This window comes from Moraxella catarrhalis (assembly GCF_001632285.1).
In the GTDB taxonomy this organism is placed as follows: Bacteria; Pseudomonadota; Gammaproteobacteria; order Pseudomonadales; family Moraxellaceae; genus Moraxella; species Moraxella catarrhalis.
Genome location: NZ_LWAH01000011.1, coordinates 70,659 through 77,882, shown reverse-complemented (window position 1 = coordinate 77,882; position 7,224 = coordinate 70,659). Strand labels below are relative to the sequence as shown.

Annotated in this window: 7 protein-coding genes; 1 reads left to right on the top strand and 6 read right to left on the bottom strand. The window is 40.2% G+C overall.

Annotated elements, in window-relative coordinates:
* Positions 1-183 precede the first annotated feature (183 nt).
* The 6 genes from A4U55_RS01795 to hisF all read right to left on the bottom strand — a co-directional run bounded on the left by A4U55_RS01795 (position 184) and on the right by hisF (position 5,916).
* The gene (locus A4U55_RS01795; RefSeq protein ID WP_003662905.1) at positions 184-789 is read right to left on the bottom strand and encodes a phosphatidylglycerophosphatase A family protein; all 606 of its coding nucleotides are present in this window, start codon (positions 787-789) and stop codon (positions 184-186) included.
* A complete protein-coding gene (locus A4U55_RS01790) occupies positions 786-2,819 on the bottom strand; it encodes a DUF262 domain-containing protein (RefSeq protein ID WP_063453946.1) in 2,034 nt (677 codons plus the stop codon). The genes A4U55_RS01795 and A4U55_RS01790 overlap by 4 nt, the downstream gene beginning before the upstream one ends.
* Before the next feature lies 1 nt (position 2,820).
* Positions 2,821-3,795, bottom strand: coding sequence for a thiamine-phosphate kinase (gene thiL / locus A4U55_RS01785; protein ID WP_152694918.1), 975 nt, complete (start codon positions 3,793-3,795; stop codon positions 2,821-2,823).
* Between the two features lie 56 nt (positions 3,796-3,851).
* Positions 3,852-4,379, bottom strand: coding sequence for a transcription antitermination factor NusB (nusB, locus tag A4U55_RS01780; protein ID WP_003662901.1), 528 nt, complete (start codon positions 4,377-4,379; stop codon positions 3,852-3,854).
* A 105-nt stretch (positions 4,380-4,484) separates the two neighbouring features.
* Positions 4,485-4,979: a 6,7-dimethyl-8-ribityllumazine synthase gene (ribH, locus tag A4U55_RS01775; RefSeq protein WP_003657284.1), complete on the bottom strand. Its 495-nt coding sequence runs from the start codon at positions 4,977-4,979 to the stop codon at positions 4,485-4,487.
* Positions 4,980-5,142: 163 nt separating this feature from the next.
* Positions 5,143-5,916 (bottom strand): imidazole glycerol phosphate synthase subunit HisF, encoded by a 774-nt coding sequence (gene hisF / locus A4U55_RS01770; RefSeq protein WP_003657285.1) that lies wholly within the window; start codon positions 5,914-5,916, stop codon positions 5,143-5,145.
* Positions 5,917-6,221: 305 nt separating this feature from the next.
* Between hisF and A4U55_RS01765 the strand changes: the two genes are divergently transcribed.
* Entirely contained in the window at positions 6,222-7,223 is a 1,002-nt protein-coding gene (locus tag A4U55_RS01765; RefSeq protein WP_063453945.1) for a homoserine kinase, read from the top strand.
* The last annotated feature ends 1 nt before the right edge of the window (position 7,224 follow it).

Here is a 7,224-nt window from a genome sequence, read left to right as displayed (position 1 = left end):
CTTTAAGACGCTTTAAGACGGTTTAAGACGGTTTAAGACGGTTTAAGACGGTTTAAGACGGTTTAAGACGGTTTAAGACGGTTTAAAAAGACGGTAAACATGTGATGACTGGTTGATGATTTTTGCCAATATGTGTGGCTATTTTAGCACAAATTTTAACTTGGCATAAAATTTGTTCACTCTTTAGTAAAACATAAACCAACTAAGCATTAAAATTAAAATCGCCCTAAGCATGAAAATGAAAATTACTGCCATCACCCCTGCCAACACATCATCAATCAATATCCCAAATCCACCAGAGACATTTTTATCCACCCATTTAATCGGAGGGGGCTTCATGATATCAAAAAAGCGAAATAAAACAAAAGGGACAATGAATAATAACGCAGTGCTTGGGTGGCAATACTCTAAGCCAGTTTTAGCTGTATCTTGTGTTTGAGCAAGCAACCACACACTTGGCAAAAGCGAAATCCACATGCCCACCCATTCATCAAAGACAATGTGTGGGTCATCGTGTACGCCCATCAGCTTTGAGGTTTTGCCACACACATAACTGCCAACCAAACAGCCAACCACCACAACCACCAAAAATCCCCAAAATCCCAACAAAAGCATGGGCAAAGCAATCATAAGCCCGCCCACTGTTCCCCAAGTGCCGGGGGCTTTTTTAGGCAAACCTGTGCCAAGCCCAACCCCAAGCCAATAAATCGCCTTCTCCCAAGCCGTGGCGGTGGCAGGGCAAGGCGGGCAAGGGTTTGCTTGACGAATGTCAGGTTTGTGGCTGGTCATTGCTTTCCCTTTTCCTTTTCTGTTTTAGCATCATCCAAAAAAGACAATCCTAACAGTTGTATTTTTGCCAAATCATCGCCCAATGAAATACCCCAACGCTCTTCCATAAATTCCAGCAGTTTTAAACCCCTTTGTTTGATGGTGTCAGCCGTCCATATTTCATTTTTTGCCACTTCAATTTCACAATGAGATCCTTGGGTATAACCACGCCTTTTTTCATTACCTTTTGCATCAAGTTTCTGATTTTTCTTATCTTTAAAGCAAGTATTTTGTAGACTACTATTAATACTAAAAGATAATGGCAATAAATTACCTAATGAATTTTGCAACAACTTTCTTTCATCTGCCGAATAGTTTATGAAGTCTTGCCAATCTTCATCTTTTGGATTTTGTGGGTAAATGTGTTCAATAGACACCTTATCGTTACCATCAGGCTTAACAAATAAACTCCATTCTATTTTTTCATTACCATAATTTGAAAATAGGGAATATTCATATTCATATAAAAAGTAGTGCAGCCCATTCCAACCATAAAATCCCAAATGTCTTGTTTGAATATAATCATTAAAATATTTTGGTTCAAACGGATCCTTCTCATCATCTGTTTTTTTAAACCATCGGTGCAATTGTTCTTTTAATGCTTTATCTATTTTTTCAATATTATTTTCGCTGTCCTGATCAGTTTGGCTGGCAATACGATTAGCCAAATTATAAAATGGCGTTTCGCCAGAGTTTGATTGATTACGATTTAATCTAAAATGAATAAAAATAAATCGTTCAATACTTTTAAGGATTTTAACTCTATCACCTGTCTTTATGCCACTATTTTTTAAAAACAACACAGTAATTAATGGTCTAAAATACATAAAACCTAATCGATTTAAGCAATTTAACCACAATCTTTCTTTTGGCGAATAGTTTTCATTTGGGAAATGTATATTGTACCAATGCTGTGATAACAATTTTAGTTTATTCAAATAGTCTTTTAATTTTTCGGGGTCTAATCCCTCGCCATTACCATGATTATAATCGTAGATTTGTTCAGCGGTAAATTTTTCATTTAAAAAGTAATCAATATAATCACTTCCTCTTTTTTTGGTATAATGAAAATAAATAATCCAATAATTACGCAAAAAATCATCATCAGACAATGGATTATTCTTATTTCTGCCCAATTGATAATAAATCTCTGACCATGTTTCATTAACAAAATCAGTCAATGTATTCTCGTCATCTTTGGACAAAACATGACTGTCATAAAGTGTGATTAAATATAAAATTCTATTTTTTAATAATTCTAAATTTGATAATTTTTTACCACGATTATTCATGGTCTCAAAGGCAACAAATACATTAAAATCATTACTAATCTCATAGATATTAAATAAAAAATTCTGAGTTATTTTGGTAAATAATTCGATGACTGAATTTTCACCATTTTGTTCGGAATTTTCATCATTTTTTTTATTAAATAAACTTTCTATTTCTTCTTTAAAAAATGATTTAGCTTTTTCAAGGTTAAGTGTATAAAAAGTTTCTTGGACATTTCCACTTTCTTGACTATTAAAAATTTTTTGTTTTAAATAATTAAAGCTTGGATTATCAACTTCATAACCAAATTTATAAGCTGTTAGGATTTTATTGTCCTTTTCTTGATAAAGATAATAAGATTTTAATTCAGATAATGATTTATCATCAATGATAACATTGGGATTTTTTTCTTCAAAAAATTCAATAAAAGCCTGAATGAATATCACGCAAGTCGTTAATCGCTGCTGACCATCAACAATATGAAATGGCGTTACACCTTGTTCAATCAGCCATCGCTCATCTTTGTATTTTTCATCAATATTTTCAATCTTTTTTAGAGACAATACACCTGTATAATGACTTTTATCTTGTGGCAGAATGATGACATCTTTCCAAAAATCACTTAACTGGGGGTTTTGCCAAGCGTAACCTCTTTGATAATTTGGTATTCTAAAAATACGATTTTTAAATAAATCATTAATTGATTGTAATTCATTCATGTTAAAAATGCTCCCACCCTTGTACTGTTAAATCCACTTTTTGATGATGATTCATCAATGTTAACCCTTGCTGTGCCACGATTTCACCAATGGCAAAGATGCTGTTTGGATATGATTGATTAAATTGTTTAAAATTTGCTTTTGTCATGGTCAAGCACAACTGATAATCATCGCCCCCATTGATTTGATGTTGCCATTTTTGGGCATGGGGCAAGGCATCAAGCAAGGCATCACTGGGTATGGCATCAAGGTCAATCACCGCACCGACATTTGAAGCGGTTAAGATATGCCCCAAATCCTGCCCCAAACCGTCCGAGATGTCTATCATGCTATTTGCAAAGCCGATGAGCTGCCTGCCAAGTGCCACTTGTGGGGCGGGGTATTGCATGGCTTGGCGTAATTTTTCAGGCAAGCTCTTTGGCGGTCGGTTGGCGTGTCCGTCTCCATGTAAATCGTCCAAAATCCCATGCAAAGCAAGGCTTGCCAGCCCCACCGTACCACTGACACACACCACATCGCCCACGCATGCCCCTTGGCGTGTGATTGCCTGCCCATGTGGCACAAATCCAAGTGCCGTTACTGAAATCGTTAAAATGGGTGAGCTTGTGGTGTCTCCCCCAATCAGCTCTATCCCAAACGGTGTGCAAGCAGCCGCCAAACCCTCTGCAAATGCCTGACAAAAGTTGTCATTTGCCATGAACTTTGGTAAAGATAAGCCCACCAAAATGGCATAAGGCGTCGCTCCCATGCTGGCAAGGTCGGACAGATTGACCGCCACCGATTTATAAGCGATGGCGTGGGGGCTGGTCTCATGGACAAAATGCCGTCCTGCCACCAGCGTATCCACACAGCTGACCAGCTGACTGTTTGGGGGAATGTTGCTGATGGCACAGTCATCACCAATGCCCAACACGGTATGTTGGTGGGGGGCGGTTAGGTGCTTAAAATGGGTATGGATTAGGGAAAATTCGGACATGGTGGGTGATGGGTTGATGGACAAAACTTAGCGGATAAAAAGAGCAATCCGTGTTTTTATTTATCAGCTTGCACCTCTGGCTGACGCACATTTTTGGCAATCTTATCCATGACGGCATTGATAAGCTTATGAGCATCGGTTGCCCCAAAATGGACATTGAGCTTCATTGCTTCATCTAACACCACTTTGTAGGGGATATGCAGGCTATGTTTAAGCTCATAAGTGCCAATGAGTAAAATGGCGTGTTCGATAATGTCAAGTTTGGATAACTCTCTGTCAAGTTGGCTGACAATCAGGGATTCTAATTCATCAATTTGGGCAGGGATATTACGCATCAGTTCATGATAATAGCCCAAATGTACGGTGTGCATGGCATTATCGGCACGAGTTCGGGCGGCGATGGTATGTGGCTCATTACCCCCTAACAAATCTCGTCTTTGTTTGGCAAAGCGGTAATCAGTCATCAGCCATTCATACAGACCCTGCACAGCAAAACGGCGAGCCTTGCGTACGGCGGTATGGCTGGTTTTATAGCCAGTTTCGTTGATGTCAAATTGGTCATTTTGGGGGTTGGGGGTGGTCATATTCGGCCTTAAAATAATACTGCATTAAAATCATCTTTTAATGGGGAAATCAAAAACCAGACAGCGATGCTATTTTTATGATGAAATCTGGGTAAATACTTTGGGTTAAAGTGCCTTTAAGACACTGACCATTTCAATGGCAGTCATGGCGGCCTCATAACCCTTATTGCCTGCTTTTGTGCCAGCTCGTTCAATGGTTTGTTCAATGTTTTCGGTGGTCAAAATGCCATTAATGACAGGAATGTCATGATGCAAAGCCACATGGCTTAAACCTTTGGCGGACTCACTTGCCACGATATCAAAATGCGGTGTCGCCCCACGGATAATCGCCCCAAGCACGACAATGGCGTCATAATTGCCCGTGACCGCCATGCGTTTGGTGGTCAAGGGCAACTCAAATGCCCCCGGTACACGCACAACCGTGATGTTCTCACCCAGCACGCCATGACGCAGCAGAGCATCCAAAGCCCCCTCTACCAAACTTTCAACCAAAAAGCCATTAAAGCGACCAACGGCAATCCCAATACGCAAATTGGCATTTTCATGTAACGCACCATCAATATGGGTTACGGCATTTTTTTGTTCGGTATAAGTTGTCATAATCTACTCTCAAAAGATGTGTCTTTTAATTATCCTAACCATTTTATCATAATTTACCGACAGTTACCCATAATTTGTTTAAGATAGTTTGTTTGATTGGTATGATGCGATAAAATTAACATTAATCAATAAAAGCTTAGGTAAATGACTGTAGACCAATGGGCTAAATTGGGCGAATGGTAATGCCTTGGTTTGCCATAAATTCTTTGGCTTGTTTAATGGTATAATCACCAAAGTGAAAAATGCTGGCAGCCAATACCGCATCAGCCTTACCTGTTAAGATACCATCTGCCAGATGCTGTAAATTGCCCACACCACCTGAGGCGATGACAGGGATATTCACCAAATCACTGATGGTGCGTGTTAATAATAAATCGTAGCCTTGGCGTGTGCCATCACCGTCCATACTGGTTACCAAAAGCTCACCTGCACCCCGCTTGGCCATCTCTACCGCCCATTGCACCGCATCAATGCCTGTGGCCTTGCGTCCGCCATGGGTAAAAATCTCCCAACGGGGCTGTCCATCGATGTCGCCTACTCGTTTGGCATCAATTGATACAACGATGCACTGATTACCAAAACGGCTGGCAGCATCATTGACGAAATCAGGATTGGTGATGGCAGCAGAATTGATGCCAACTTTATCCGCACCTGCATTTAATAAATTGCGAATGTCTTCAAGCTTGCGTACACCGCCACCGACCGTCAGCGGAATAAAAATGGTACGAGCAATTTTCTCAACCATCTCATAGGTAGTATCTCGCCCATCTGAGCTTGCGGTAATATCCAAAAAGGTAATTTCATCAGCACCTTGGTCATTGTAGCGTTTGGCAACCTCAACAGGGTCGCCTGCGTCTTTAATGTCGATAAAATTGACACCTTTAACAACACGGCCATTTTCGATATCCAAGCAAGGAATTAGGCGTTTGGCTAACATGATTTTCCTTAAACAATCAATAAACAAAGGTAAAAACGGTCAAATGCTTCAGTAAAGCCATAAGCTTAACCGATAAAAGCATAAAAAGTACAGTTTATGCCAAGCATTATAGCAAGTTCTACCATCGTTTTGCACATCAATTGAATATTATGCATCATTCAAGATGGGTTGGCAGTGTTTCATCCGATCATATTTTATAAAAAATGTGACCAAGGGCAGGCATGCTTTGGTAAAATATGAAAAATTTTATCGCAATTGCCTTAAAATCTATTACAATATAGTTTTATTTTATGTTGGGGTTGCCCATGTCTGTTTATACTCACTTATCTGATGATGAATTTTTTGCCTTTTGTGGGTTGTTTGGGGTAGCATTTAAAAAAGCCGCCCCCATCACCCAAGGCATCAAAAATTCTAACTGGTTCATCCAAACTGACAGTGATGAAGATGGTGAGTTTAGCCATGTTTTTACTTTATATGAAGAGCGTGTACCTGATGATATCATTAAAATGGCAACCATCATGCACACACTCAAAGACAGGCTACCGATTGCTGCACCGCTTATCAAGATGACCGCCAAGGGCAATCATATTGGTGAGGACTGTGTGATGCGTTATGAAAATAAAGCCATCTTAATCGTCCCAAAGTTATCAGGCAGTCATCCTGTGCTGACAGATGTTGCCATGTGCCATGAAATGGGTAAAGCTTTGGCGACTTTGCATGACGCTTTAACAACCTTGCAGCCAAGTGAAGATTATGGCGTACCACTGTATGACTGGACAAGGGTCAAAGAGCGTGAAACCGCCTATATGCCTACCGATGAGGCTCGTCTCATGAACGATATCTGGACAGCCTATGCCAATTTACCTGATGACTTGCCCAAAGGCTTGTGCCATTTGGACATGTTTGCAGATAATACGCTGTGGGATTTTACGGGCGATACACCAAAGCTGACAGGACTGCTTGATTTTACCGAGGTATCTGTTGAGCATTATCTGGTGGACATTGCCATCACCATCAACGATTTTTGTACCACATGGGGCAATGCCAATGACGGCGAGAGCGTGAATTTTAACACGAACAAAATGACTACTTTTATAGACGGCTATGCGAGTGTCCGCCCCTTAACGGACAACGAAAAAACCGCCTTGCCTGTGATGCTTGCCTATAGTGCCACCATTTTTTGGCTTTTGCGACTAAATGTCATTCACCATAACCGTGAACAAGGACGCACAGGCGATAACATCATGGTCAAAAATCCCGACTTGATGAAACGCTTGGCAAGTTATCATTGGGCAAAGGTGAAATAAT

Coding starts and splice junctions, on each gene's coding strand:
- A4U55_RS01795 (WP_003662905.1), bottom strand. CDS start 789: ATGACCAGCCACAAACCTGACATTCGTCAAGCAAACCCTTGCCCGCCT.
- A4U55_RS01790 (WP_063453946.1), bottom strand. CDS start 2,819: ATGAATGAATTACAATCAATTAATGATTTATTTAAAAATCGTATTTTT.
- thiL (WP_152694918.1), bottom strand. CDS start 3,795: ATGTCCGAATTTTCCCTAATCCATACCCATTTTAAGCACCTAACCGCC.
- nusB (WP_003662901.1), bottom strand. CDS start 4,379: ATGACCACCCCCAACCCCCAAAATGACCAATTTGACATCAACGAAACT.
- ribH (WP_003657284.1), bottom strand. CDS start 4,979: ATGACAACTTATACCGAACAAAAAAATGCCGTAACCCATATTGATGGT.
- hisF (WP_003657285.1), bottom strand. CDS start 5,916: ATGTTAGCCAAACGCCTAATTCCTTGCTTGGATATCGAAAATGGCCGT.
- A4U55_RS01765 (WP_063453945.1), top strand. CDS start 6,222: ATGTCTGTTTATACTCACTTATCTGATGATGAATTTTTTGCCTTTTGT.